This is a genomic window from Streptomyces mutabilis (assembly GCF_046628145.1).
Taxonomy (GTDB): domain Bacteria; phylum Actinomycetota; class Actinomycetes; order Streptomycetales; family Streptomycetaceae; genus Streptomyces; species Streptomyces mutabilis.
The window spans coordinates 7850543-7876376 of record NZ_CP176874.1 but is presented as its reverse complement, the minus strand read 5'-3'; the positions used below and the strand labels follow the sequence as shown (position 1 = coordinate 7876376).

Here is a 25834-nt window from a genome sequence, read left to right as displayed (position 1 = left end):
TCATCGGTCACCTTACCGGCATGGCCGACGCGCCGTTGCCTGTTCTCCTGCCCTACCCGTGGACATCGCCGGGCGAAGTGTCCGGCTCGTTCAACTTCCCGAAGGGCACGTGCACGCTGGGCGTGCTGCGGGAAGTGCCGGACAGGTGCCTGACTTGGTCGTCGAAGAAGATGTGCGGCTTGAGCACCCCCATGATCGTGCTCTTGTCTATGCCGCCGAGGAAGAAGGCGTCGTTGACGGTCACACCCCAGTCCTTCAGGCTGCGCACCGCGCGTTCGTGGGCGGGTGCGTTGCGGGCAGTGACGAGGGAGACATGAACACGGATCTTGTAGTCCGGGTCTTTCACCCGCTGCTCTTCTTCCCGCTGCTGCAGCCGGTTGACATTGGCGAGGAAGTCCCGTAGAGGTCCCGGGTCGTGCGGGGTGGCAGCGTTCATCGTCTCGTGAGCGCGGAAGCCCTCGATGCCGTCAGCCTGATAGACCCGCTCCGAGGCGCCGTCGGCGAGGACTCCGTCAAAGTCGAAGGCGATCCGCAAGTCCTGGTCATCGCTCTCGTCGGCCGCCGCAGGCCCCAGGACACGACCGGCCGGCAGTCCGAGCGCGACGGCCTCACGGACGTCGGTTTCGTTCGCGGACAGGAACAGCGACATGTTCAGGGCCGGCATGAAGTGGTACGGCGAGCGGCCTTGCATGAAGATCGCCCGGGTGATCGGCAGGCTGTGGGACTGAATGGACCGCATGACCCGCAAGCCGGTGTCCGGGTCGTTGCGTGACAGGACGATGACCTCGACCAAGGGATCGTCGGGTGAGAGGTCGTTCAGGGACAGCAGCCGGCGGACGAACGGGAAGGCGACCCCGGTGCCCAGCGTTTCGTCCAGATGCTGCTCCTGGTAGGCACGGTAGGCCTCCTCCCCCTGCTCGCGGAAGACCGTATCCGCCTCTGCCAGGTCGAACAGCGCGCTGGAGGCGACCCCGATGACCAAACGCTGCTCGAGTTCACAAGCCACCGCACTCTCCCTAACATCAATTCGCACATGCGTCTCATTCATGGTACCGAGCGGCGCGAGTGAGCGGTGTTCCAGCGGGCGGCCCTAGCCGTGGGGGTCGCCGTTTCGGCCCTCACCTGGCTGTTGGCTCGTGTCCGGCGGCTTCTGCGGTTGCCCGGTGCGTCGCCCACCTTCCCTGTCCTCGCAAGGCCACGGATCACCGGATCGCACCCGTGCCGCCGCAGCCCGGGCGGGCGGGCGGGTGAGCGACGCTCCCGCCGCTGAACCGAGCCACACGCGGCAGGTAGGCGATCTCTGCGGCAGCGACCTGAGCGCCGTTTCACGGCAGCACTGCGGACCTCCCCGTCCGTCTCTCACCGCGGTCGCAGAGCGAGCCAGGACGCAGCGTTCACGGATGCGCACACGTCGAAGACGATCCAGCACTAAGGGATCATCTCGTTTGGTGGATCGAAGTGAAGGTGCCCCGGCGGACTGCATCTTCAGTGCTGGTGCGACGATGCGGGCATGCGCGAGGTCGATGAGCTGCTCAACGTCGATGATCCAGCCTGGCCGCTCCTTCTCCAGGAGCTGTCCGGCACTGACGTACCAGTCGAGGTGCTGCCCGGCGATGCCGAGACAGGCCGTGCATCGCTGTTGCAGCTCCAGGTCTCGGCCCGGTCGAATCTGGGCGGGATTGTCTTGAATAGCGGCGGTCTGCTGGTGGACAGCGGCTGGTTGCGGATCTTCGGAAGCCCGGGTGACGCTCATGCCGAGAGGCTGCCGGGCCTGGCGGAGATCAACGCGATGCCCTCGACGTTCGATCCGGCCTGGCGGCCAGGGGCGGGACTCGTGGTTGCGCACGATGTGCTGGGCGGGGTGTTCGCCCTCAACGGCGGAAACTCCCGTGCCGCCGGTCGGCCCGGAGAGCCGGGCGAAATCCTCTACTTCGCCCCCGATTCTCTTGGCTGGGAGGCGCTGGGCGCCGGGCACTCGGCCTGGCTGTCCTGGATTCTCTCCGGAGGGCTACAGGAGTTCTATGGGGGCCTGCGGTGGGACGGCTGGCGCAGCGAGGTGTCCGTGCTGAACGGCCGGCAGGGATTGTCGTTCTTCCCGCCGTTGTGGTCGGCTGAGGCCCGCCAGGACCTGCTGGCGACCAGTCGCCGTGCGGTGCCCATGGCGGAACTCCTGGGGCTGAGCCGCGACTCGTGCCTGCAGTTCGACGGCGCCGACCCGGGGTTCCTCGGAGTCGCATGAACCGGCTCACGCAGCCAGACGCCGGTAGCAGATGAGCGCGGCGGCGATGCCGGCGAAGGCGAGGAAGTGTTCGGCCTTGCGCTCGTAGCGGCGGTGGAGGCGGCGGCACCCGGCAAGCCAGGCCACCGTGCGTTCCACGGTCCATCGGTGACGGCCCAGGCGCTGGGAGGACTCGATGCCCTTGCGGCCGATGCGTGGGGTGATGTTCCTGGAGCGTAGCCACCAGCGAAGGTGGTGGTAGTCGTAGCCCTTGTCGCCATGGAGCTTGGCGGGCCGTCGTCGGCGCGGTCCGCGGCGGGAGCGGATGGGCGGGATGCCGCGCACCAGGGGCTCAAGCCCCTGGCTGTCGTGGGTGTTCGCGGCGGAGATCCCGATGGAGAGGGGCAGACCGGTCCGCTCGGTGATCAAGTGGATCTTTGATCCCTTCTTGCCGCGATCTACGGGATTCGGACCCGTCAGGTCCCCCCTTTCGTCGCGCGCATGTTCACGGAGTCGATGGCGCACCGGGACCAGTCCAACTCGCCACGCGCACCGAGTTCGTCCAGGACCAGGCGGTGAAGCTTGCCCCATACCCGGGCCCGGCTCCACTCGGTGAACCGCCGGTGCGCGGTCGGCCCGGACGGGCCGAAGACCGGTGGCAGTTGCCGCCAGGTACACCCCGTCGTAGCCACGAACAGGATCGCCGCCAGCACTTCGCGATCACCGTAGCGGCGTCGGCCGCCACCCTGCGGACGCACCGGCGCAGCCGGGACCACCCGCTGGAACAACTCCCACAACCTGTCCACCAGACGCCCCACCATCGCCATCACGGCCGCCAGCCTAGTGATCTAGCCAGTTGAGACGTCCTCTAAGGCGCTCGGCCGTGATCTGCGGCCGAGCGCCTCCGTGTTCACTCCCCGCTCAAGGACGCCGTCCCCCTGCAGCACGCAGGGTCACACCTCACGGATCGGGAGTCAGGACTTGCCCTTGCGGCCGGCGAGTACGGCAAAGACTGCCAGGAGCACTCCACATGCCACGGCGATCGCCCCGAGCACGATCGGAACGGCGTCACCGGTCGCGACTCCCGCGATACATCCGCTCAAACCTCCCACCATCAGAATGATGGAAAAGATCCGCACAGCGCGTACAGCGTCCGTCATCGGGGCGTCGCTCGCTGTCATCCTTACGTCACTCCCCTGTAGATGGTCTGGTTGGCGTCTGATTGAACGTCATCCGTAGGTGATGATGTCGGCTCCGTAGTAGCCCGCGACGCCTCCCACCGCACAACTGCCGACCACGACGGCACCGGCGCCGACCGTGTGCCACCTCCGGCACCGACCACTCCTCCGACCGCAGCGGCGTACCGGATGGTTCCGGTTGATGCGGCTGCACCAATGCCCGACACGCAACCCGACACGACGCCGAAGAATTTACTACCGGTGTCCAGAATGTCTGAGAAGCTGAACAAGCCGGTGGGGTCGGTTCGGTTGACCGGGTCGCCGGCGGCGTAGAGGTAGGGGTTGGTTTCCTGGCCGGAGGGGTCGGGCTGGGTGAAGCGGCTGAGGGTGGGGTCGTAGTAGCGGTGGCCCATCTTGTACAGGCCGGTCGGGTCGGCGTAGGCGCCGGCGTAGCGGTACGGCTGGGGGACGGCCTCGGTCGGCGTCGTGCGCGGCAGTCCGGTGGGGCCGTAGGCGTAGGTGTGGGTACGCTTGCCGGTATCGTCGACGAGGCCGAGGGCCTTGCGGCTGGCTGCCGCCCTCTGCTGCTATAAGCGGCTCGTCCACCTCACCGCGTAGGACACCTGTGTGTTCTGCTTGCTTTGGCAAGCAGAACACACAAGATCAGCAGTCTACGTGCGGCGCATAGGAGGAACTTTTCCCACTGCTCTGATTGAGCGTAATGACAGCGCAGGTCAGTACGCCAATCGAGACAGAGAGGCAAATCATCCAATCACGATCCTGTGAGAACGCCAGATTTGCGGTCGCTACTGTGGCGAGTACAAGGACCAGGGCGCTGACGATACGTGTTCGGGTTGAGCGGGCCTTCAATGTGCTCAATATGCGCGTGGGCAAGAGGGCCACAACTGCAAGCGCAGTGGCCCCGAAAGCTGTGGAAACGGCCGTTGATGTAGCTGCCATCGAGTCGTTCGCTGCGAGTATCGACGTAGCCACGAAAAGCGCGGCGGATCCTGCGCATAGAAGTCTGGCGACTAGCACGAGTCCTTTGCCCCTTCTAGGCCAGCCTGGCATGTTTCCCCGACGACGACACGACAGAAGGCCCTGCTTCCATGCGTCGGCACCAGCAGGCTCACCTGGATCAAGTCGTGTTCGAACCTCACCGACGACGTGAGCGGAAGGAGAACAGCCAGTCGGGGCTCGGGCCTAATTCCTGCGCCGGAACTGGACCAACACCGAAGCTGTTGCGATCACGCCTACGATACTAAGGACGAGGAGGCCCCAACGTTCAGTCGCAAGAGAGGTTCCTGAAGAAAGCACGCACAGAGCGAGTACCGTCCAAACGCAGGCTTTCCAGGTTCGACTCTCTCGCAAGTCCCCTGAGCCTCGCATACATACTCCTCTCGCTCTTACGACATAGGTTGCAACTCAGTGGGGTGGAGGCGATCGTGCGTCGCCTCCACCCAATGGCTTTAGTCTGCGATGTGCCGCCCGACTACCACCCCGACTCCGAAGGCACCGCCGATGAAGCCGCCGATGCCGACGCCGACTCCGCAGGCCTGGGGGCCGAAGAAGCACGCGCCTCCCCCGAGACCGGCTCCCGCTCCGGCGGACCCACCGATGATGCTGATATCAGTCACCAGGTCGTCGATGCCGTACAGGCCGGTGGGGTCGCTGTTGTTGATGGGGTCGCCGGCGGCGTAGAGGTAGGCGTTCTTCTCCTGGCCGGAGGGGTCGGGCTGGGTGAAGCGGCCGAGGGTGGGGTCGTAGTAGCGGTGGCCCATCTTGTACAGGCCGGTCGGGTCGGCGTACGCACCTGCGTAGCGGTACGGCTGGGGCACAGCCTCCGTCGGCGTCGTCCGCGGCAGGCCGGTGGGGCCGTAGGCGTAGGTGTGGGTGCGCTTGCCGGTGTCGTCGGCGAGGCCGAGGACGTTGCCGGTGGCGTCGGTGAGGTAGTAGTAGGACTTCCCCCCAGTCGTCATGGAGTTCAGCGTGCCCGCCGGTTCGCGGATGAATCCGGTGTCGACGCCGTTCGTCGTGGTGGAGGCGAGGCCGAGGGCGGTGTGGTGGAACCACGTCTCGCCGAGTTTGGTGCGTTCGTAGTTGCTGGTGCCGGCGTGGACCAAGTCGTAGGTCTTGCCGCCTGCGGTGATGCCGGACAGCTGGCTGTAGTCCGTCCAGCTCTCGCCCGTGCGCGGGGTGTTGTTGGCTGCGGCGGTTTCGTTGCCGAGTTTGTCGTAGGACCAGCCGGTGGTGGAGCCGTTCTTGCCGGTCAGCTCGGAGGCGTCGTTGTAGGTGTAGGTGGTGCCGCCGGGACAGGTGCTCTTGTTCCCGTCTCGGCTGGTGAGATTGCCGGCCTTGTCGAAGCAGTACAGCCACGACGCCTTCCGCGCCCCCGCCGCGTCGGCCTCGAGCGCGTAGGAGAGGCGGTCCTGGGAGTCGTAGGTGTAGGTGGTCTTGAGCTTGGTGAGGTTGTCGGTGCGGGTCCGGATCTTGGTGGTGTCCTTGCCCGCGTTGGCGTAGCTGTAGGTCAGGTCGACGAAGGTCTGCGTGCCCGAGGTGGTCTTGATCGCCTGCGGGCGGCCGTTCTTGTCGATGGTGACGGTCTGGGTGGTGCCGCCGGGGTAGACGGTCTTGGTGCGCTTGTCGTTGTTGTTGTAGTCGAAGTCGGTCTTCTTGCCGTCCGGCGCCGTCAGGTAGTCGAGGCGGCCGGCCTTGTCCCAGGTGTAGTCCGTTGTCCCGGTCGGATCGGTGTAGAAGTCGACGTCGCCGCCGGGGGTGTAGGCGAGTGCGGTCTGGGCGCCGTTCTGCAGGGTGCGGACGCTCTCGCGGTTGAGCTTGTCGTAGTCCCACTTGGTGGTGCCGGAGGCGTCGGTGCGGGACGTGACGTTGCCGTCGCCGTCGTAGGAGTAGGTGACGGTGAAGTTGGTGGAGGAGACCTCGTGGACGCGGTCGCGGGAGTCGTAGGCGTAGACGGTGGTGATGCCGCGGCCGTCCTTGACCGTCTCGACCCGGCCCAGCGCGTCGTAGGTGTAGGTCGTCTCCCCGAGCGGCGCCGGCGGCTTCACCTTGATCAGGTTGCCCTTGCTGTCGTAGGTGAAGGAGGTGACCTTGCCGTTGCCGTCCTTCGCGGTGCAGCGCTGGCCCTCGAACCCGCCGCAGGTCGGGGTGTCCTTGTTGTAGGTGTACTCGCGGGTCGCGCCGGCGGTGCCGGATGTGGTGACCGACAGGGTGTTGCCGTTGGTGTCGTACTTGAAGGTGTCCTTGCGGCCGTTGGCGCCGGTCATGTCGCTGGGCAAGTCGGTGCCCGCGATCGTCTGGTAGGCGCTCACCGACGCTGTCGCGCCCATCGGCAGCTTCTGGGAGACGGGGTTGTTGCGGTCGTCCCAGCCGTAGGTGGTGGTGTTGCCGCCGGTCCCGTCCGTGCCGGTACCCATCGCGTCGATCGCCGTCTGGGTGAGGTGGTTCTTGTAGGTGGCGTGGCGGGAGTGGCCGAGGGGGTCGGTGACCTTGGTGACCTCGCCGTCAGCGTTGTGCGTGTAGATCGTTTCGTCACCGTCGGGGTCGGTGACCGTCGTCGTACCCGCGTCCGAGGGGGTGGCCGCGGTGTAGTCGTAGCGCCAGGTCGGCCCGGTGTGGCCGCTGCCCGAGGTGCCGGTGGCGCGTTGCATGGAGGTGACGCGGTTGTGGCTGTCGTAGGTGAAGAGGGTGACGGTGCCTTCGGGGGTGGTCACCTTCGTCAGGCGGCGTGAGGAGTCGTACTCGTAGGCGGTGGCTTTGCCGGCGGTGTCGGTGACCTTGGCGAGGTTGCCCGTGCTGTCGAGGTCGAGGACGGAGGTGCGGCCGGTGTGGTCCTTGGCCTGCCACTGGCTCGCGTCCGTCTTGACCAGGTCGATCCAGCGGCCGGAGCGGGTCTCGGTGAGCTTGAAGCCCTTGTGCTCGGCGCCTTCGTCGTGCTGGTCGACGGTGATCGTGCCGTCGTTCTTGTCCGTCACCTTCAGCAGCGTGCCGTGCTCGTTGTAGGTGTCCTTGGTGCCGGACTTGCGGTCGGTGAGGGTGTAGGTGCCGTCCGCGTTCTTCTTCAGATCCTTCGAGTAGCCCGTCGGCGTCGTGTACGTGCCGTCCGCGTTCGCGGTGAAGCGCAGCAGGCTACCGGTGGCGTCGAAGACGTCCACCTCGCCGTCGTTGATCTGCAGGTAGCGTTCGTAGGCCTGCCACCAGCGCTGCGACATCTTCCCCCACGGCGCCTCAAGGGAGTTGTAGGTGCGGGTCAGCTGAAGTTTCTGGCCGACGCCGGCGATGTCGAAGTCGGTCGCGGCGAGCATCAGGTTGCCGTTGGAGACGTTCACCCGCGCGACCAGGGCGTCGTTCAGGCGGGTGTCGAGGATCTGGTGCCAGGGCACGTCTCCCTGTCCCTCGGGCAGGTAGTCGGCTGCAGCGGCGTCCACGGCAGCCGAGCGGGATGCGGACGTCTTGGCGGGCTCTTCGCCGGTGGCGCGGGCCTTCTGCGCCGTCCGCCAGGCCGCGACCTCGGCCGACGGCTTGGCTTCGGCCTCCGAGGTGGGCGCCTTGATCGTGCCGGCTGGCGTTACCGGCGCCTGTACCTTGGTCGGTTTCGTCCACGGACTCTCCGGCTCCGGCAGCTCCGGTTTCGGTGTCGCCGCCAGACCGGGAGCCGCCGCGATCACCACGGCAGCCGCGGTGATCGCCGAGACGAGAGCGGTTCTGTGTGTTCTCCGGGCACGCCACATGGGCGTGCGCGCAGCACGCGAGTGCATCAGCTTCCCCCCACAGGAAGTCAGACCCGGCAACCCCAGCGGTCGCCAGCGGCACACAAGCTGTCACAAGACGCACACAAACCGGCGCGGCGTCCCCCCGATGCACGCATGCATGCGGGCCGGAACCAGCCCCACCGCTTCACCCCGGCAAACCAGGACGTTAGCCCTTTAACTCTACGGGCAGCGGGCGGAGTTGTCGGTTCCGTTACCGTTCACCGGAGGCAGCTTGACCGGAATTGTTCGGTCCAGGGCGTCTTCCGGTCCGTCACGGTTCCCGACCGCCGCCTTTCGGCCAGGTTCAGACCTTTCCGGTGGCCTGTCGCGCAGGCTGAGCAGGGTGTTCTCGCTGGCCATGACGGCGAACAGGTGATCGGAGAAGTTGTCTCAGAGGACGGGGCGCACGGCAGGTGCCGCTGTGCGCGCGGTTTCACCGAATGCACACTTGGCCCGTCCTGCATGCGTGGTCCCCCAGCCCGCGGCAACCACCCCTGTCGTGAAGGACATCTCTGCGATGAGCACACCGGGCAGACACACGCCCTGCTCCCGTTCCAGTCGCCGCCACCGCGTTCCCGCCCAGCGGCTCACGCGCTTCGTGCAACAGGCCGGCCGCCTGCTGTGCTGGAGCCTCACCGCCGGCATGACCACCGCCGCCCTCGAACTCCTCATCACACCCGCAGCAGCCTGGTGGCACATGATGTGGCCCCTGCCCTGGTACCTCACCTGCCTCTCCGCCCCTCTCTGGGCCACCCTCCGCACCCACGAAAAGGCCGCGCACCAACAAGCGCCTGAGGAAGACAACGACATCCCCGGCAAGTGGGAGCAAGCCGCCTGACCCCACGACACCAGCGGGACCGGCAGGTGCAGTAACCGAGCATGGCGGCGACCTGTGACGCGTGCTGTTCCATGGACCGCTGGGGGCCTCTCGCCTCGGCCGATGCGATCGCTGCGGAGGTCGACCGTGACCGCCCCAACGCCGAGGTGCCGCGCACACTCCTCAGGGCGTACGACGTCCGCCAAAGCAGCGTCGACGGCATGCCGGTCATCACGCTCACCCCGAAGGGTGTTCCCCCTGTGGGGGAACTGCTCTATACGCACGGCGGCGCGTACGTGCACCCGCTGATCACGCCGCACTGGCACATCATCGGACGTCTGGGGCTGACCAACCCGCTGCGCGTGACCGTCCCTCTGTACGCGCTCGCACCCGAGCACACCGGTGACGAGACCTACCCAAGCTCCACAAGCTCTACGACAGCCTGACCGAATCCGGGTTGCCGGTGATCACCGCGGGCAATTCGGCCGGCGGCTCGCTCGCAATGGCTCTCACCATCCGCGCCCGGGACGAACACCGTCCTCTTCCCGCCGCGATCCTGCTGTTCTCACCCTGTCCAGACGCGACCCTGACCAATCCCGACATCCCAGGCATCGAGCCGCGAGACCCCATGGTCGGTCGTGAAGGGGCGCTATGGGCCATGCGCAGCTGGGCCGGGGGACCGCCTCCTGGAACACCCCTGGCTCAGCCCGATCAACGACAGCCTCCGTGACCTGCGTGACCTGCCTCTGATCTCCGTCTTCCACGGCGAACGCGACATTCTGTACCCCGACGCCAAGAAGATGGTCGCCAAGGCCAAGGCCGCCAGCACCAACGCCGAGATCAACCTCTACCCCGACGCCTTCCACGTCTTCGTCGGCCTGCCACACCTCCCCGAATCGCGGGCAGCCCTTGCCCACGCCAGAGAGATCATCAAAACCGTCACCGTGACCTGACCTCACCACGGGGGCGGACGCCGCCCCCGTGGTTCGCTGCTGTCGGCGCCCGCGCGTCCGCTGCAAGGAAGTGCAGGCACCCACAGCCCGTACGGTCCTCGCCTCTTGCGCCATCGGCAGTGCGCAAGCGGTGCGGGGCCGGGGCCCGAGTCAGATTACGGCGAGTAACTGGCCGTATACAATGGTGATTTCCTGCCGGACAGGCGAAGAAGCGACCAGCGAGCGACATCGAAAGACATCGCGATTGATCATGCCGGGACGGGCTCAGTGACTCCCCGAGACACCGCGAAACGACTCCCGTTCAGACCTCCACAGCCACACGACGACGGCCAACGCTAAACCCGCGGGTTCGGGGTGCGGGTGCCACAGAAGGTGACCGCCACGGTGATGGCCTTCGGGGCCGGGGTGCTGCTGTCGGCGGTTTCAGCTTCGAGCTGGTCGGGGAGGCATACGAGCAGGCCGGGCTGGCCCCGGCTGCAGTCGGCACACTGGCGGGCGCCGCGGCCTACACCGTCGGCATCATGTGGCTGGCCCGCCGCGGCGCCCGCCACCGCAAGCGCTCCGGCCACTACGACCATCAGGCGCAGCCTTCCGAGGAGCAGCAGAGCGGTTCGGGTCTTGCGCTGGCCTTCGGCGCGTTGCTGGACGGTGTTCCGGAGTCGGCGGTCATCGGCGTGAGTCGAGGGCGGAGCGGTGAGTCTGGTGACCGTGGCAGCGGTGTTCATCAGCAATGTCCCCGAGGGGCTGTCCAGTTCGGCGGGGATGAAGAAGGCGGGCCGTGGCAAGACCTACGTCTTCGGAGTGTGGGGAGCCATCGCCGGGGCGAGCACGCTCTCCGCGGTCCTCGGCTACACCGTGGTCGGCGGCTTCTCCCCCGCGGTGATCGCCGCCGTGACCGCGGTGGCCGCTGGTGCCATCCTCGCGATGATCGCCGACACATCCCGGAGGCCTTCAAGGACGCCCACCTGGCCATCGGCGTGGTCACCGTCAGCGGCTTCCTGATCTCCTTCGCCCTCTCCCACACCTGAACCAGACCACGCCCCGCCTGTTCGGCTCCGTCGCGCGACGCCGCGCATTGAGTGCGAGCGCCTGAGTAGTTTTCCGAGGCCCTGGACGCCGCCTAACCCTCCGCAGCCATGGCCACGCCGGTGGCTCCTGACCCAACGGGGGAGGCCAAGAGCCACCTGCGTGACAGGGCGGGCCCTGGTATGCAGTCGTCGGCTTCAGCCTCCAGCCAGGTGAGGGTCGACGGCGGCGACCGCACCAAATCCCGTCCGTGCCATCCAGGACAACGGCCGTCAGCACGAGTGGTCACGCCACTGTCAATCACTCCAACAATCGACTTCCCCTCCACACCAGCCACCACACCGTGTCGCGGCCCGGAAGCACCGCCGGACGCGCTGAGAAGAAGCCCCACCGGCAACGCGCCCGTCACCCAGTGAACGCCCTCACCACACCGTCGCTCACCTCGCTGCGCATAGAAATCTGTCAGAGGCGCCCTGTCCCGGGCTGGCGAGGCGGAATGCGTCCGAGACGGAGTGTCCGTTCCGTTTCTCGGCGCCGGCCGAGGACCGGTGCCGAGAGACGGCCGGTGCCCGCGGCGCATGTTCCAAACCATGGGCACCTGGCGGGCACCGGCCCCCGGGGGATACCGGCCACCGCCTGCCGCCCCTGTGCCCGGCCGGCGCCGTCCATAACACGATGCGGAGCGGGTAGACGCTGCCCAGTCCCTCCAGAAGGAACTAAAAGTACAAAACCCACAACTGAGAGTGACGATCTTCATGTCTCAACCGCTTATGAAGCAGGCGGAAGAGCAGGGACCGGACGACACTCTGCGTCGGCACCTGGCCTGGAGCGGCTCCCCGCCCACGGCCGCCCGGGCACGAGCCGAAGCCGACGCACTGCTGTCCGCCCTGCAGCACACGCATCAGGTGCTGATTGCATCCCGTATCGCCGACGACATCCGGCTCGTGGTCAGCGAACTGGTCACCAACGCCACACGGCACGCCCCCGGCCCCGGCCGCCTGGAGCTCGACACGGCCGACCGCGGCCGCACCGTGCGAATCACCGTCCGGGACACTTCCCCCGCCATGCCCCTGCCGCAGCCGGCCGACCCCCGCCGCGCAGGAGGACATGGACTGAGGATCGTCGAGGCCCTCAGCAGCCGCCTCACCGTCCAGCGCACCGACGAGGGCAAACAGATCACAGCCGAGCTGGCCCTCCACCAGCGCCGCACCCCACCCCGCCCCGACCGGTACTACGTGGACGTGGACGGGGCACGCGACGGCGCCCCGGAATAGGTGCAGCCAACCGCGCCTCGCCCGGCACGGCGCGCAGACGGCAGGACACCACGCCCCGGCGCACGTCCACGTCGGTCAACGGCGCTCCTGCTCGGCGCGGACCTTCTGCGCCACGTCCCGCAGCTTGATGTTGTGGTGCTGGGAGACGCGGCGCAGCACGTTGAAGGCGTCGTCTTCGCTCATGCGGTGGCGTTCCATGAGGATGCCCATGGCTTCGCCGATGGCGTGGCGGGTCTCCATGGCGTGTTCGAGCTGGTCGATGGTGCGGGCGCTGGCCAGGGCCACGGCGGCGTGGGAGGCGAGCATCCAGGCGGCGGTCTCGATGTCCTCGGTGAAGGTGCCGGGGCGGCGGGCGTAGAAGTTGAGGGCGCCGAAGTCCTCGTTGTCGGTGTAAAGCAGGATGCCGGTCATACTGCCGATACCGAGTTCGCGGGCAGCCTCGGCGTAGGCGGGAAAGTCCGGCTGAGGCTGGGACATGTCGGTGATCCGGTAGGTGCGCTCACCGGTCTCGTGGCGGGCCAGGTCGTAGCAGGGCCCCTGGCCGAGCTCGCCCTGGATACGGTCGGAATCCTCGACCCACTCCCCGCACGAGGACAGCGTGACCGCCCGGCCCTTGCGCACCGCCAGGATCCCCGCCGCGTCACACCCCTCGACCAGGTCCACAGCCGCCGCCGAGATCGCGTCCAGCGTGTCCTGGACCGACTTCTTCTCCAGAAGGTCCCGGGCCAGCACCGCCATCTGCTCAGCGAACCTCTGCCACCGCATCCCGCCACCACCCGCCTCGGCACACCCGTAGAGCCGTCCACTCACCCTAAGCCCCCCACCACGCCCGCCGTCCAACTGCCGCACGCTGATGGCTGCAACCCCTCGTCGATGCCTGTCTGTCCCACTCCAACAGTCTCCGCAGCGCGACCCGGTCTTCAGGCAGGACAACGGCTCGGGGCCGGTCAGTCAGCCCCATGAACGACTTGTCCGGGGCCAGCTGGCCCAGCGAGCAAACGCGCACAGCCTGGAAGGCGGCGAAGTCGGCGTGCACGGTTCTGGGTGCGGACGAGCGTTTGAGCGGGGCCGCTGCCCTGATCCTTCGAACGGGGCCGCCGACCAGGACGGCTAGGTGTCCCGAAGGGCGACACGAGTAACGCACCACTGGGGCAGGCGTGTCCGGGTGCTCCGGCTGCGCGCCGAACGAAACAATCGGTTCGTGAAAGGCTGCACGTGCGTGCTCCGATTGCGGCCGGCGGCCGGCTCGACGCGGCCGCCAAGCATCCTGGCCTCAGTGACCCCCGCCACCTGCAGCGGCGTCGGGCAACCACAATCCCCATAGCGCTGTCCGCCCGCTGGGCGGCGGCGCCGACGCCGCACGATGCGGTCGGTGCCGTGCAGGGTTGCCGAGTCAGGAGGCCGGGTCGAACCACAGGGGGTTGGTGCCGTCACAGGTGTAGCCGACGGTGATCTCCTGTCCCGGCGCGATGCCGCGCACAGCGTGGATGTCCACGGTGGCGGTGTCGGTGTTCTTGCGGTAGCGCGCGTTCGGCCGAGGCGAGTGGTTGTAGAGGCTGCCGTACCCCAACGCGAGGGCCGCCTGGTCGCCGGGCCAGTTGAAGTAGTAGTCGTAGCGTGTTGTGTCGTCGACGAGGTGGCGCTGTGAAGCGGGTACCAGGATCACGGGGCAGGACTCGACGGTCTCCCCTGCTGTGAGGGCGCGGGTGGCGAGGACACCGCGGCCGTGGACCGCGGAGGCGCCGATCAGGAGGTGGCCGGGGCCGCTCGCCGCGGCGTCCGGGACGTTTATGGGCGCGCCGCCCGGTACCAGCAGTCGGGCTCGCCCATCATGCCGAGATCACCCAAGCGGTCGATGCGGTCACGGTGGTAGTCCGACCGCTCGGCGACGGGACCGAATTGGTCAGCTCCAGGCCCGCTTCGGCGAACTGCTTCTTCAGCAGCGGGTCGGGCACGACCAGCTTGCTGTAGGTGTGCGCCGGCACGAGGGGTCGACGGCCGTGCTGGTCCAGGATCTCGCACCGGATGCTCAGCAACGCCATCCCGGAGGTGCCCAGTGGCCGGCAGGTGCGCGTGCGCCGGTCCACGACGTCCACGTCACCCTCCGGGCCGTGCCAAACCTGCGGCCATTCACTGGTCGTCGGTCCGGTGCCGACGGGCCGAACGCTGGCGTGCCGGGACCGCGGAGCCGACGCGGCACTCCTTCGCCACCGCGCAGATCCTGTCGAACGTCGGTGCTCCGGTGCGGGTAAGAGCGGGTGGGTGGGTGGAACGATGTGCTCGGCCGGGCGGAGACACTCGTGCTGCCTGCGGTGAGGTGAAGGCCACCGGGCCTGCCGACGTACTCCTCGGCTATCTGCCCGACCCTTGACTGTGGGGTATGCGGGCCCTTTCTCGCCGCGGGCTACCCGCCGCCGCTGCTCCGGCGCTTCATCGTGTCGTGGCCTGACATTCCCCGGTCGACTGCGCGATGCCGGTCAGCCGACTGCAGGCATCGGCGGCGTAACGACCTGATGCCCGATGCGTTGGGCAGTACGCGCGGGTCCTGCTCGCCCCACGACGGGACCTGCGTCGTCGACGGCTCCGGCCCCGCGCTCGGCGCCGGAGCCGTCTTCATCTGCCACCACCGTCCGCAGGCACGCATGCAATGGCCTGCGGAGTCGGAGAGGTAGGCGTGGTCGCCTGGGACTGGGTGTGTCGTCGGTCGGATAAGCGGGACAGTGCGGGGTACAACGATTGCGGCTCCTGCTGCCGGGAGCCGGAGCATGCCCAGATAGCTGGGCTGTTCCTCCGCGCATGAACGAAGGATCGACAGTATGGCCAGCGGCACCGTGAAGTGGTTCAACAGCGAAAAGGGCTACGGCTTCATCGCGCAGGACGACGGGGGCGCGGACGTCTTCGCGCACTACTCCGAGATCCAGGGCAATGGGTTCCGCGAGCTGACAGAGGGAGAGCACGTCACCTTTGAGGTCGGACAGGGCCAGAAGGGGCCGCAGGCGCAGAACATCGTCCGGCGCTGACCGGGCGGCGCGATGACCACCAGGCGGCTGCCGGCGCGGTAGCCGCCTCCCGCTTCGCGCCGCCCCGGGCGCCGGGCGCACGGATGAGGAACGTGGCGCGCATAAGTCGCTGGCCGTGGGTGGATGCATCGGGGGCTCGGTCTTGGGCCGGGCTGCGCCCGCTATCCGGCCATGCGATCATTCAAGATGGCGTCGTCCATGAGGTTCCTTTGACCGACGCCGTCTGTACCGATCGCTCCGCTGCTCCACCTGCTCGGAGGTGACGCCTCCCCCAAGGAGGTGTCACACGCTCGGGCCGCGGCTTGTGCTGTCCATAGAGGGAGGGTCCGCGATCTGGCCCGCCGATGCTTCCACGCCCGCTCCCCAGCGCGAGGGCGTCGGCATACCGATCAGCGGTGACGGTGTCAACGGCGCGCACGCACAGCGCGCGCTTCAGTCCACCCAGGGGGATCTGCCAGCCCACGCCTCCGGCGCCTCACTGTTCGCCTTCTTGTATCGACCACCACGTGTCCCGGCTGAGGGCGCGGGCACCCGGTGGCCATGCAGATGCCGACCGCACCCTTGATCGACCGTTCCCTGCCGGCTCTCCTCCAGGGCTACTCCTGGTTGCCCAGCGTGCTGCGGGAACGCCCCGACGGCGTGGCTCGCACTCGGGTGCTGGGCAAGCCGGCGCTCGTCGTGCGCGGGCCCGAAGCCGTGCGGTTCTTCTACGACCAGGAGAACGTACACCGCGGCGGCGCCCTGCCGGGGCCCGTGCTGAGCACCTTGTTCGGTCATGACGCCGTCCACACGCTTGACGGCGATGCGCACCGCGCCCGCAAGGAGTTCTTCCTGCCGCTGCTGCGCCCCGACCGGATCTCCGGTCTCGTCGAGCACGTGACGGCCGTGTGGGACGACGCGGTCCGGCAGTGGGGCGAGGCCGAGCAGACCGTGCTGTTCGACGCGGCGAGCGTGGTTCTCACCCGCGGCGTGTGCCGCTGGGCGGGTGTTCCGCTCGGCGAGGACACCGAAGAGACGAAGGACCTTGCCCACGACCTGGTCGCCATGGTCGACGGCTTCGCCACCGCCGGGCCACGGCACTGGCGAGCGCGACGTGCCCGCAGCCGCCAGGAGCAGCGCTTCACCCAGCTCATCGAGGACGTGCGCGCCGGCGAGGCAGCCGCCCCTGACGGATCGGTGCTCGCCGCCGTGTGCGAGCACCGCGAGGCCGACGGCGAACTGCTCCACCCGCACACGGCCGCGGTCGAGCTGCTGAACGTCCTGCGCCCCACTGTCGCGCTCTGCTGGTTCGTCACCTACACGGCGCACGCCCTGCATCTGCGGCCCGGCCAGCGTGAGCGGCTGCGCAGCGGCGGCCCCGCCTACGCCGCCGCGTTCGCGCACGAGGTGCGCCGTTTCTACCCGTTCGCCCCGTTCCTCGGCGGCCTGGCCGTCCGCGATCTGGCCTGGCGAGGAGTCTCGCTGCCGGCCGGCGGGATGGTGCTGCTCGACGTCTTCGGCCAGAACCACGACGAGAAACTGTGGGGCGACCCGTTCGTCTTCCGCCCCGAGCGGTTCCTCCAGCATGCCGTCGAGCGTGACGAACTGGTCCCGCAGGGCGGCGGCGAACCACGCACCGGTCACCGCTGCCCGGGGGAAGGGCTGACTATCGGGCTGCTCGAGGCTCTGGCACTTCGTCTTGCCAACCTCGACTATGCCGTCCCCGACCAGGACCTGAGGATTTCCCTGCGGCGCATCCCAGCGCGGGTACGCAGCGGCTTCGCCGTACGGAACGTGCGGACGACGAGCGAGCGCACGCCGACGCCCGTGTGAGTTCCGCTCCGTTGGGCAGGCGGGCCCCTGGCAGCGGTTCTTCCTCGGACCGGCCTGCGGTACGCGGGTCCGAGCGCTGCGTACCGCCGACCTCGCCCTACCCGCCCGTCAGTGGCCGTGCTCTCCCGTCAGGCAACGGAAACCAGGGAACTTGGCGCCGACGGAGCAGATACCTCGGGCGGGCGCGGCGACGCCCGTCCGCTCCTCAGGACGGCTGCTCGGGGGCCTTGCCGGTTCCCGGTTCCGCCAGCCGCCGGTGGATCGCCGCCTTGACCCCGTCGGGCAGCACCTTTCCCGCCAGCCCTTGTGCCTTGGTCTTCAAGGACCCGGTCACGGCCGTCGTCTCACCCGCCATGACCGCTTCGAATGCCTGCTCGGCCACCTGTGCCGGATCGTCCTTCTTCATGGTGCCGATCCGGGTGTCGTCCGCCATGCCGGCCCGGTCGAAGAAGGCCGTGTCCGTCGGCCCCGGCATGAAGGCGGTCACGGTCACGCCGGTGTCCTTCACCTCCTCCGCCAGTGCCTGGGCGAAGGACTGCACGAACGACTTGGAGGCGTTGTAAACGGGCTGGAAGGAGCCGGGCATCATCGAGGCGACGGACGAGGTGAAGGCGAGCCGACCCGCTCCTCGCGCCACCATGGCCCGCAGGAGCGGCTTGGCCAGTCTCACGGTCGCGGTGACATTGAGGTCGATGACCTCCTGGTCGTCGGCGAGATCGGTGTCCACGAAGGCACCGCCCTGGCCCACACCGGCGTTGAGGACGGCGACGTCGACCGTCAGTCCGTCGAGCGCGTCGAGAAGGAGGAAGCGTCCCTCGCCGGTCCGGAGATCGGCGCGCACCGCGCGGACCTCCGCTCCCGACTCCCGCAGCTCCTGGGCGGCGGACTCCAGCGGCGCTTCGTCCTCGGCGTTCACCACCAGGTCGTAGCCGTGGTGCGCGAACTGCCGGGCCAGTTCGTGGCCGATTCCGCTGGACGCGCCGGTGATCAGGGCGAGTGGCCGTGTGTCAGTCATGACGGACGGGTAACCGCCGCGCCCCGTGCCACGCCTTGAGGGACGGTCGCACGACCGTCACTCGCAGGCTGCGCACGCACACGGTGAGCGGAAGAGCAGGAAAGAGCCCGTTACCAGCCCTGGCACTCGGGAACACATGTCGCATCAGCTCAACCGCCGCCCCTCGGCACCCGTGCGGGAGGCGGCACGCCGAAGAAGGGGAGTCCATGACCAAGGCGCGAGAGATCATGACCGGCGGAGCCGAATGCGTCGGTGCTGAGGAGACGGTGCTGGACGCGGCCCGCAAGATGAAGGACCTCGGGGTCGGCGCCCTGCCGATCTGCGGCACCGACAACAAGCTGAAGGGTGTCCTGACCGACCGGGACATCGTGGTGAAGGTCCTGGGTGCCGGCAAGGACCCGGCCACCTGTCCGGCCGGTGAACTGGCCCAGGGCGAGGCCGTCACCATCGGAGCCGACGACGACGTGCAGGAGATCCTGCGCACCATGTCCGCGCACAAGGTGCGCCGTCTGCCGGTGATCGACGGACACGACCTGGTCGGCATGGTCGCCCAGGCCGATGTCGCCCGCTCCCTGCCCGACCCCCAGGTCGGTGATCTGCTGCAGGCGCTGTCCACCGACTGACGTCGCCCCTGTCCCGAGCCCCGGCCCCTTGTCCCACAAGACGTGAGACTGCGGGACCGGGGCTCGGGGCACCCAGGTCCGTGTGCGACCCGAGCGAGTGGCGGCGACCAAGGGAGACCCCCGATGCTGATGGCCCACCCGGCCGTGTTGAAGAACCTGGTCGAGCAGTACGAGGCGCTGCGCGCGCTGCACGCCGAAAACAGCGGTGAGGAAGCCCGGCGGCGCCTGGACGACGTCACCTACACCCTGTGCGTGTCCACCGGTACGCGTGACATCGCCTCCGCCCTCATCGCGGCGCGCCACCAGATGTCTGGGGCCCGGTGGGCGGACAAGACGCCTCTCACAGGCTGAGAGCCTGATCCGGCCGCGAGCCGTCGACGGGCCGCTCCTCGTCGGGCGGCCTCACGCCGACGTGATCGACGACGGCGGGTCACCCGGTCACTGATGCGCTTCCCCTTCACGGCTGCAAAAGCCTCTCGAAGCACTGATGCACAGGCGTACGAGGACCGTCGCCGGTTACTCACCACCCAGGCGACTCGGGGTGGTGGAGATCGGATCGAACACGGTGCGGCTCGTCGTCGCCCACGGACACGGTGACGTTCCGCTGCCTGTGCACAGCAGCAAGCGGCGACTGCGGCTCGCTGAGAAGTGCACCGGCGACGGCCGACTCGCCTCGGGCGCCGTGGAACAGCTGGCGGAGACGATCATCGGGATGCGCCGGGAGGCAGCCTACTGGGGAGTGGGCGAACCGCTCGCCGTGGCGACCGCCGCCGTTCGGGACGCCGCCAACCAGCAGCACGTCCTGGTCGAGGTACGCGCGCACCGGCCTGAACGTGCACATCCTTCCCGGCGACTTGGAAGCCGAGCTGACGTTCCTGGCCGCGCGCGACTGGATCGGCCTGCAAGCCGGGCCCATGGTTCTGCTCGACATCGGCGGCGGCTCTCTCGAAATACCTCAGGCCGGGGCCGTACCCCTGACTTCGCCGTCTCCCTGCCGCTCCGTGTCGTCCACCTGACACGGGAGTACCTGGATCACGACGCCACCTCCACGCCCGAACAGCTCCGCAGGGTACGGCGTCGCGTCCGCCACGAACTGCGCGACGTCACCGTCCGGATGCAGTGGGAGGGGCCGCGCACCGCCGCGGCGACCTCACGCACCTTCCACCAGCTCGGCAGGCTTTGCGGGGCGGCCCCCGGCCGGCAAGGGGTCTTCGTCCCACGTCAGTTGGACCGCCACGATCTCAAGGCCGGCCTGCGGCGCCTGGCCGAACTGCCCGCGCCCGCACGGGCCGATCTGCCAGGTATCTCCCCCACACGCACACGCCAGCGCCTGACCGGTGCGATCATCGCGCACACCGCCATGCGGTGCCTCGGCATCGCTCACGTCACCCTCTCTCCATGGGCCGTGCAAGAAGGCGTCCTGCTCACCCAACTGCAGGAACGACGCGTCCCGCGCGAGCGTCTCGGCGAAAAGCGGGCACCACTTGGTGAGGCACAAGCCGGTCGACTCCCCACCGGGGCCGGCTGAATGACCCATCCCAGCGGTTCGCATTATCGGGAGGTCACCGGCGACCGGGAGTGGACATCAGCAGATCAACGTTCGCGGGGTGCCATCGGGTGGGCCCGCCTTCAAGGCCGTTTGGCCACCGCAACACGGGCAACCCGTTCCGGCACTCATCAGATCGGGACGTGCGAACGACCGGTATCAGGAGGAGACGATCATGCCTGCGGGTTCCAGTTCCAAGCGGGAGCGTCAGTACGAGCACATCAAGGACAGCGCCGAGGACCGCGGGGCGTCAAAGGGCCGGGCCAAGGAAATCGCCGCCCGGACCGTGAATAAGGAGCGTGCACAGTCCGGCGAGGCGAAGTCCGCCAGCCGTAGCTCCACGAAGGGCAAGTCACCGTCCCGACGAGGCGGCGAGAAGTCCGGCTCCTCGGGCGGGGGCCCGACGCGGGAGCAGCTGTACCAGGAGGCGAAGAAGAAGGGCGTCGAGGGCAGGTCCACGATGAACAAGGACCAGCTCGCCAAGGCTCTCGGCCGGAACTGACCCCCTCCCTCCCCCGGCCTCTTTCAGCCGCGACGCCTGAAGCCAGGGTCCACGGGAGGACGCCCGGTGACGCTGGCGACCAACTGGGCGCACACGTCCCGGAGTTTGACATTGCGGTGCTGCGAGGCGGAGCGCAGGATGTTGAACGCCTCGTCGGCGGTGCAGTGGCGCTGACCCATGATGATGCCGAGCGCTTGGTCGATGACGCTGCGCGACCGCATGGCGGTCTGCATCTGGTCGGCGAACTCCTGGGCGTCACTGATCCGCTGGGACAGGGCGATGCCCTCGGTCGCCTGAGTGGCCAGGGCACGCAGAGCCGCGAGATCGCTGTCGGCGAACGCGTCGGGCGGGTCGGCGTAGAAGTTGAGCGCGCCCGCGGTGTCGGTGTGGGCGGCGACCGGCAGGGAGAGGGAGGAGCGGATGCCGCAGGAGGCGGCATAGGCGGGATAGTCGCCCCACCGGGTCTCGTCCAGCATGTCACCGACGGTGATCTCTTTACCGCTGCGCAGGGCCTGAAGGCAGGGGCCGTCGTCCTGTCCATACTGTTTCTCGTCGAGTTTGGGTGCCGCGATCCCCGCGCTGACCACCGTGAGGGGGCGGCCGTCCCGCTCCAGCGTCACTCCGACGCCTTCGCAGGGGGCCAGTGTCAGGGCGGCGTCGGCCAGCGTCTGGAGGAAGTCCTCCAAGGACTCGGTTTCCAGCAGCCACTGGGTGATGTGGCCGCTGTCGTACGGGCCCTCGGCGTTCATCTGATGTCCTTTCGCGGTGATTCGGGCGCTGAGCCCCGGTCGCAAGTCGGTCGGTTCGCTCTTCCACCAGGGCCGACGGACTCCAGGATCCGCAGGGAACATCTCCGGTGCGGCCACCGACCGCCATGGTTCGCGAGCGGAACGGCGTGGCCTTCGAACTCACACGCTACTCCCCGGTCACCGCCACACCGGTGGCGGTGACCGGCGCACTGGCGCCGGGCGGCCGCTCACACGCCGGCGCCCTGGCTCCCAGGGCCGTGCCATGCGCGCAGCATAGGGCAGTCCCCTCGCGAGGGGACTGCCCGCGTCCGTCCCTCGCCGGGAGGGACCTGGGCGACTCCCATGAACACTGCTGTTCGAGACATGCTCGCCGCTTACCCCGCCGACCTGGGCGGGGTGGATCGTGACATGCTCGCCCACTGCATCGAGGAGTGCGTCGCCTGCGCTCAGGCGTGCACGGCGTGCGCGGACGCCTGCCTGTCGGAAGAGATGGTCGCCGGGCTGACCAAGTGCATCAGGACCGACGCCGACTGCGCCGACATCTGTGCCGCCACGGCAGCCGTCCTCTCCCGCACACCGGTTACGACGCCAACGTCACCCGGGCCGTCCTCAAGGCGTGCGCCACCGTCTGCAAAGCCTGCGGTGACGAGTGCGCGAGCCACGCCGAGCAGCACGAGCACTGCCGCGTCTGCGCCGAGGCGTGCCGCCGCTGCGAGGAAGCGTGCAACGACCTCCTCGCCTCCCTCGGCTGACGCCCGCGCACCCGATGCCTTTCGTGCGGCCGGGTGGTGGGCAGGCGCCGTCTTCGATCAACCGTCGTCAGTCCCGCGCCACCACGCGGAGCGTCTTGAGCGAAGGGTCGGCCGCGTCCGGGATCAGGACCCCATGCTCGACACCGCTGCGCAGGTAGTCCAACACCTCGTCGGTGATGACTTCACCTGGAGCGACGACGGGCACCCCCGGCGGGTACGGGCTGACCATCTCCGCGGCGATCCGTCCCGCCGCGCGCTCGGCGGACACGTGCTCCACCGGGGCGAAGAACGCCTCCCGCGGCAGCATTGCCTGCTCCAGTTCCAGGGCCGAGGGCTCGGGCAGGTGCACCGGCGGCTGCTTCTCGATGGAGTCGGCGCCCTCGACGAGCGCGCGCAGGGCGTCCAACAGGATCTTCTCGGTCTCGTCGTCGTCAGCGTGCGTGATGGACGCACTGATCCGGCAGGTGTCGGAGCCGCCAATGTCCACATGCCGGTTCGCCCGCAGCCACTCGGCCGCCTGCATGCCGCTGATGCCCAGCTCCCGTACGTCGATCACCATCTTCAGCGGGTCGAACGCGGCGGCGAACCCCTCCTCGACGACCTCCCCGCCCATGGGCCGCAAGCCGGGCAGATCGCCGACGGCCGACCGGATGCGCTCCGCACGGTGCAGCGCGGCGTCCAGGAGGTCGTGTCCGTGTTCGACCATCTGACGGCGCCAGCCGTCGAGGGTCGCGTAGACCAGGGAGGAGGCGCTGGTGGTGCCCAGCAGGTCCTCCCGCTGCTTGAGGGCCTCCGGCGACACCCGGTCGTACTGAAGGTGGAAGACAGAGCTCTGCTCGATGGCCCCGCCCATCTTGTGGACACTCGTGACCACCAGGTCGGCCTCGGCGTCCATGCCCCAGGCCGGCAGCCCGGGATGGAACGGAAGGTGGGCCCCCCACGCCTCGTCGACGATCAGCGGGACGTCGAACTCGTGGCAGACCCGGGCCACGCCCGCCACGTCCGCACAGGTGCCCCAATCAGTAGGAGTGATCAGCAGCATGCCCTTGGCGTCCGGGTGCTCCTCAAGGCGGCGCCGGACGTCCTCGGGCTCCGGCGGGTGCGCCAGGTGCCGTTCGCCATCGAACTTCGGATGCACCCAGATCGGCTCCACACCGTTGACGACGACGGCCGCGATCACCGACTTATGCGCGTTGCGGGACAGCAGGAGTTTCTCGCCGGGACCGGCCACGGCCAACATGGCGGTCTTGACTGACAGGGAGCTGCCACAGGTGGAGAAGAACGCCTGTTCGGCCCCTACCGCGTCGGCCATCAGATCCTGGGCCTGGCCGAGTACGCCCTGGGACTGACGGCGGTCGTCCAGTCCGTTGAGGGACAGTACGTCCGACCGGAACACGTCGAGCCCGACGATGTCTGCCACCCTAGGGTCCACGCCTCGGCCCTGCTTGTGCCCCGGCGGGCCGAAGACCACGTCCCCACGACGCCGGAACTCCTCGAGCGCCTCCAGCACGGGTACCCGCGAGTGATCCATCGTTCCTCCCAGCGGTCGTCCTCCGCCCGGCCGTTTCCGGCACGGCGACTTCGCTCTGCGTCGTCCGTGAGCGCACCGGACGTGTTGCACCGATGTCCCGGATCGAAACCCGGAGGTGTGACGACGCCCGGTTGACGGCACCCGATGGTGCACGACGCGAAGACCGACGACCGCACCTTGATCCGAGGAGGCCAGGTGACCCGTACGCCTTCCGGCGACGCTGTGCATGCCGACGTCCACGAGAGACTGCGAGCGGAGGTCGCGAAACGGGCGCATCTTGTCTGGGAGACCGCCCTGGAGCTGCATGCTCACCCCGAGTACGCCTTCTCCGAGCACCGGGCCGCGGCGTTACTGACGGACACGTTGGAGAGGGCCGGTTTCGAGGTCGAGCGCGGGACGGCCGGGATGCCCACCGCGTTCACCGCCCGCTCGGGCCACGGCCGCCCCGCCGTGGCACTGCTGCTGGAGTACGACGCCCTGCCGGGACTCGGCCACGCCTGCGGGCACAACCTCATCGCAGCCGCCGGTCTGGGAGCGGCACTAGCGCTGAACGCGGTGCTGGACGCCTCAGACGGACGCGTCATGGCGGTCGGGACACCGGCCGAGGAGGGCGGGGGCGGAAAGGCCCTGGAGGTGGAGGCCGGCGTGTTCGACGACGTCGACGCCGCGCTGATGTTCCACCCCGGCGTGTACGACTGGACGCGGGCCCCGCTGACCGCGCAGGTGCAGTACCGGGTGGCCTTCCACGGCCGCGCCGCGCACCCCACCGGCAACCCGACCGAGGGTGTCGACGCTCTCCTGGCGCTGGTCGAGCTGTTCAACGTGCTGACCGCCCTGGGCAGGCGTCTGCCGACGGCCTCCCACATCCAGGGGATCGTCACCGACGGGGGCAGGGCAACCAACATCGTCCCGGAGTACGCGGAGGGGCTGTTCGGCCTGCGGGCGGCGACGAACGAGGAGTTGGAGGACCTGACCGGGCAGTTGCGCGCCGCCGCCGAAGGCGTCGCCCACGCCACAGGCACTCGTGTCGAGGTGGAACGGGCCACGCTCCGCTACGAGCACTTCCGGGACAGCGGCCCGCTGTCCGAGACGTTCGCCGAACGCCTGTCCGAGGCGGGGATCGAGCTGACGCCGCCCGCGCCGGGCGTCTACCTGGGATCGTCGGACATCGGCAACGTCAGTACACGCGTGCCCGCCATCCACCCTTTCGTCGCCATCATGAATGACGGGTCCGACCACACCCCCGAGTTCGCCGCGGCAGCCGCCTCTCCACGGGCCCGCGACGTGCTCGTCGCCGTCACCGGCGCGCTGGCCTGCACGGCCGCGGACCTGCTCCTCGACGCGGACTTGCGCGAGAAGGCGTGGGAACTGCACCGGCAGGCGGGACGCTGAGCCATGTCCGCCACAGCCATCTCCATAGAGTCCACCGGTGGAACGCAGGATGACCTGGGCTTCGTGGCACGGCAGCCATCTGCCAAAAACCCCGGACCGAGGGAAGTTTGCGGTACGAGCTAAGCCGAGACACCACCAAGCGTCGGCACCGCGGGGGCCTGGCTGTACCACTTCTTTCTCGGCGTCTCAGCTCCCGTGCGTGACCCGCGCCGCGCGGGAGCCGTCCGCCGGCTTCTCGTCGTCACCGTGTCGGTCGGTGACCGAGTGCCTCGACGATCTCGGTCACGTTGGTGTACGTGCCGCCCTCCGGGAGGTCCCGCGCCGCCTCCAGCACCGAGTCCGGTGCGTGGTGCGCCTCCAGGGCCTCCAGCACCGACCGCCGGTCGGCGGGGAAGACCGTGCGGTCCAGGTGGCGTGCCAGTTCGAGACGCAGGGAATCCGCCTCCGCCTCGGCGCGCGCCCGGTCGCGTTCCTCGCCTGGAGGGGGAACCGGTCCGCCCGGGTCCACCCGGATGTCGTCGTCCGCCGGCGGCTCCGGGGAGCTCGCTTCCTCCACGTGGGTCGGCCGGCCGGAACGCAGGTGTCCTTCCAGCTCGTGCTTCATCTCGTCGTCGGTACGCGGACTGATCGGGTTGCTGCCTCGTTCCGTCATGTCTC

At 68.6% G+C, this 25834-nt stretch carries 25 protein-coding genes and 3 pseudogenes; 16 read left to right on the top strand and 12 right to left on the bottom strand.

Annotation, left to right across the window (positions count from 1 at the left end):
* Positions 1-52 precede the first annotated feature (52 nt).
* Positions 53-1006, bottom strand: a complete 954-nt coding sequence (locus tag ACLIN4_RS35470) for a 5'-nucleotidase (protein ID WP_411576637.1) — start codon at positions 1004-1006, stop codon at positions 53-55.
* A 504-nt stretch (positions 1007-1510) separates the two neighbouring features.
* Here ACLIN4_RS35470 and ACLIN4_RS35465 point away from each other — a divergent pair.
* A complete protein-coding gene (locus ACLIN4_RS35465) occupies positions 1511-2239 on the top strand; it encodes a DUF2625 domain-containing protein (protein ID WP_386733130.1) in 729 nt (242 codons plus the stop codon).
* A 6-nt stretch (positions 2240-2245) separates the two neighbouring features.
* Here the strand turns inward: ACLIN4_RS35465 and ACLIN4_RS35460 are convergent.
* The 4 genes from ACLIN4_RS35460 to ACLIN4_RS35445 form a co-directional block, all read right to left on the bottom strand.
* Positions 2246-3039 (bottom strand): IS5 family transposase gene (locus tag ACLIN4_RS35460; RefSeq protein ID WP_411576810.1). Its coding sequence is split into 2 segments (ribosomal slippage): positions 2246-2704 and positions 2707-3039, totalling 792 coding nucleotides; the frame shifts between segments, so codons are not numbered across the junction.
* Between the two features lie 153 nt (positions 3040-3192).
* A complete protein-coding gene (locus tag ACLIN4_RS35455; protein ID WP_270882850.1) occupies positions 3193-3399 on the bottom strand; it encodes a hypothetical protein in 207 nt (68 codons plus the stop codon).
* 2 nt (positions 3400-3401) lie between these two features.
* On the bottom strand, positions 3402-3893 hold the full coding sequence (locus ACLIN4_RS35450; RefSeq protein WP_411576809.1) for an RHS repeat-associated core domain-containing protein: 492 nt from the start codon (positions 3891-3893) through the stop codon (positions 3402-3404).
* 972 nt (positions 3894-4865) lie between these two features.
* Positions 4866-8144, bottom strand: a complete 3279-nt coding sequence (locus tag ACLIN4_RS35445) for an RHS repeat-associated core domain-containing protein (RefSeq protein ID WP_411576808.1) — start codon at positions 8142-8144, stop codon at positions 4866-4868.
* A gap of 538 nt (positions 8145-8682) precedes the next feature.
* Here ACLIN4_RS35445 and ACLIN4_RS35440 point away from each other — a divergent pair.
* The 6 genes and pseudogenes from ACLIN4_RS35440 to ACLIN4_RS35415 all read left to right on the top strand — a co-directional run bounded on the left by ACLIN4_RS35440 (position 8683) and on the right by ACLIN4_RS35415 (position 12235).
* On the top strand, positions 8683-9003 hold the full coding sequence (locus tag ACLIN4_RS35440) for a hypothetical protein (protein WP_411576636.1): 321 nt from the start codon (positions 8683-8685) through the stop codon (positions 9001-9003).
* A gap of 41 nt (positions 9004-9044) precedes the next feature.
* On the top strand, positions 9045-9428 hold the full coding sequence (locus tag ACLIN4_RS35435; protein WP_386771644.1) for a hypothetical protein: 384 nt from the start codon (positions 9045-9047) through the stop codon (positions 9426-9428).
* A gap of 56 nt (positions 9429-9484) precedes the next feature.
* Positions 9485-9712, top strand: coding sequence for a hypothetical protein (locus tag ACLIN4_RS35430; protein ID WP_411576807.1), 228 nt, complete (start codon positions 9485-9487; stop codon positions 9710-9712).
* Complete coding sequence (locus ACLIN4_RS35425; RefSeq protein WP_411576635.1) at positions 9621-9935, top strand: alpha/beta hydrolase fold domain-containing protein; 315 nt, start codon at positions 9621-9623, stop codon at positions 9933-9935. Before ACLIN4_RS35430 ends, ACLIN4_RS35425 begins: the two co-directional genes overlap by 92 nt.
* Before the next feature lie 354 nt (positions 9936-10289).
* Positions 10290-10963: pseudogene (locus ACLIN4_RS35420) on the top strand (ZIP family metal transporter).
* A 753-nt stretch (positions 10964-11716) separates the two neighbouring features.
* Positions 11717-12235 (top strand): ATP-binding protein, encoded by a 519-nt coding sequence (locus ACLIN4_RS35415; RefSeq protein WP_411576634.1) that lies wholly within the window; start codon positions 11717-11719, stop codon positions 12233-12235.
* A 75-nt stretch (positions 12236-12310) separates the two neighbouring features.
* Here the strand turns inward: ACLIN4_RS35415 and ACLIN4_RS35410 are convergent, their stop codons facing one another.
* The 3 genes from ACLIN4_RS35410 to ACLIN4_RS35400 form a co-directional block, all read right to left on the bottom strand.
* The gene (locus tag ACLIN4_RS35410) at positions 12311-13000 is read right to left on the bottom strand and encodes a GAF and ANTAR domain-containing protein (protein ID WP_411576633.1); all 690 of its coding nucleotides are present in this window, start codon (positions 12998-13000) and stop codon (positions 12311-12313) included.
* Between the two features lie 628 nt (positions 13001-13628).
* A complete protein-coding gene (locus ACLIN4_RS35405) occupies positions 13629-13982 on the bottom strand; it encodes an SET domain-containing protein (RefSeq protein WP_411576806.1) in 354 nt (117 codons plus the stop codon).
* A gap of 82 nt (positions 13983-14064) precedes the next feature.
* Positions 14065-14331, bottom strand: coding sequence for a hypothetical protein (locus tag ACLIN4_RS35400; RefSeq protein WP_271059184.1), 267 nt, complete (start codon positions 14329-14331; stop codon positions 14065-14067).
* Positions 14332-15051: 720 nt separating this feature from the next.
* Between ACLIN4_RS35400 and ACLIN4_RS35395 the strand changes: the two genes are divergently transcribed.
* Both ACLIN4_RS35395 and ACLIN4_RS35390 read left to right on the top strand, forming a co-directional pair.
* Positions 15052-15255, top strand: a complete 204-nt coding sequence (locus ACLIN4_RS35395; RefSeq protein WP_107479900.1) for a cold-shock protein — start codon at positions 15052-15054, stop codon at positions 15253-15255.
* 540 nt (positions 15256-15795) lie between these two features.
* Positions 15796-17067 carry a cytochrome P450 gene (locus ACLIN4_RS35390; protein ID WP_411576632.1) on the top strand — a complete coding sequence of 424 codons (1272 nt, stop codon included), beginning with the start codon at positions 15796-15798 and terminating at the stop codon, positions 17065-17067.
* 205 nt (positions 17068-17272) lie between these two features.
* Here the strand turns inward: ACLIN4_RS35390 and ACLIN4_RS35385 are convergent, their stop codons facing one another.
* Positions 17273-18082, bottom strand: a complete 810-nt coding sequence (locus ACLIN4_RS35385; RefSeq protein WP_411576631.1) for an SDR family NAD(P)-dependent oxidoreductase — start codon at positions 18080-18082, stop codon at positions 17273-17275.
* Positions 18083-18288: 206 nt separating this feature from the next.
* Between ACLIN4_RS35385 and ACLIN4_RS35380 the strand changes: the two genes are divergently transcribed.
* From ACLIN4_RS35380 to ACLIN4_RS35360, 5 genes and pseudogenes are all read left to right on the top strand, one after another.
* Entirely contained in the window at positions 18289-18705 is a 417-nt protein-coding gene (locus ACLIN4_RS35380; RefSeq protein ID WP_411576630.1) for a CBS domain-containing protein, read from the top strand.
* Positions 18706-18828: 123 nt separating this feature from the next.
* Positions 18829-19056 (top strand): DUF5133 domain-containing protein, encoded by a 228-nt coding sequence (locus ACLIN4_RS35375; RefSeq protein ID WP_411576629.1) that lies wholly within the window; start codon positions 18829-18831, stop codon positions 19054-19056.
* Between the two features lie 136 nt (positions 19057-19192).
* A pseudogene (locus ACLIN4_RS35370) lies at positions 19193-19598 on the top strand (Ppx/GppA family phosphatase); the annotation flags it as partial.
* The gene (locus ACLIN4_RS35365; protein WP_411576805.1) at positions 19595-20233 is read left to right on the top strand and encodes a hypothetical protein; all 639 of its coding nucleotides are present in this window, start codon (positions 19595-19597) and stop codon (positions 20231-20233) included. The pseudogene ACLIN4_RS35370 and the gene ACLIN4_RS35365, both read left to right, overlap by 4 nt.
* Positions 20234-20426: 193 nt before the next feature.
* Complete coding sequence (locus ACLIN4_RS35360; protein ID WP_411576628.1) at positions 20427-20753, top strand: plasmid stabilization protein; 327 nt, start codon at positions 20427-20429, stop codon at positions 20751-20753.
* A gap of 23 nt (positions 20754-20776) precedes the next feature.
* Here ACLIN4_RS35360 and ACLIN4_RS35355 read toward each other — a convergent pair whose 3' ends face one another.
* Positions 20777-21502 carry a GAF and ANTAR domain-containing protein gene (locus ACLIN4_RS35355; RefSeq protein ID WP_411576627.1) on the bottom strand — a complete coding sequence of 242 codons (726 nt, stop codon included), beginning with the start codon at positions 21500-21502 and terminating at the stop codon, positions 20777-20779.
* 342 nt (positions 21503-21844) lie between these two features.
* Here ACLIN4_RS35355 and ACLIN4_RS35350 point away from each other — a divergent pair.
* Positions 21845-22254 (top strand): annotated as a pseudogene (locus tag ACLIN4_RS35350) (four-helix bundle copper-binding protein).
* 67 nt (positions 22255-22321) lie between these two features.
* Here ACLIN4_RS35350 and ACLIN4_RS35345 read toward each other — a convergent pair.
* The gene (locus tag ACLIN4_RS35345; protein WP_107479323.1) at positions 22322-23785 is read right to left on the bottom strand and encodes an aminotransferase class I/II-fold pyridoxal phosphate-dependent enzyme; all 1464 of its coding nucleotides are present in this window, start codon (positions 23783-23785) and stop codon (positions 22322-22324) included.
* Positions 23786-23980: 195 nt separating this feature from the next.
* Between ACLIN4_RS35345 and ACLIN4_RS35340 the strand changes: the two genes are divergently transcribed.
* Positions 23981-25177: an amidohydrolase gene (locus ACLIN4_RS35340; RefSeq protein ID WP_411576626.1), complete on the top strand. Its 1197-nt coding sequence runs from the start codon at positions 23981-23983 to the stop codon at positions 25175-25177.
* 241 nt (positions 25178-25418) lie between these two features.
* Here the strand turns inward: ACLIN4_RS35340 and ACLIN4_RS35335 are convergent, their stop codons facing one another.
* Complete coding sequence (locus ACLIN4_RS35335) at positions 25419-25829, bottom strand: DUF2795 domain-containing protein (protein ID WP_411576625.1); 411 nt, start codon at positions 25827-25829, stop codon at positions 25419-25421.
* Between the last annotated feature and the right edge of the window lie 5 nt (positions 25830-25834).